General features: G+C 43.2%; 1 pseudogene. It reads right to left on the reverse strand.

Annotated elements, in window-relative coordinates:
• A pseudogene (locus tag HG547_RS20700) lies at positions 1-259 on the reverse strand (IS1595 family transposase); the annotation flags it as partial.

A 259-nucleotide genomic window follows, 5' to 3' on the forward strand; every position in this document is an offset into this window, starting at 1 on the left:
TATCCGCCCAAATCCAGAGGGTGATAGCAGCTCAACAGCCACCAAAACTATAGCTTTACGCTTACCCTGTTGATTTTTAATAGATGATTTTGGAATGACCCCACCTATTAATGTTTCGTCAACCTCTACGATGCCGGACAGTTTATCTCTTTCAGGGTCAACCATGGCATATCTTAACTTGTGCATTAAAGACCAAGCAGTTTGATAACTCCCAAGACCTAATAGCCTTTGGACTCCAAGAGCGCTGACCCCATTCTTT

It is taken from the genome of Shewanella sp. DNRA4 (assembly GCF_012843185.1).
Classification (GTDB): Bacteria; Pseudomonadota; Gammaproteobacteria; order Enterobacterales; family Shewanellaceae; genus Shewanella; species Shewanella xiamenensis.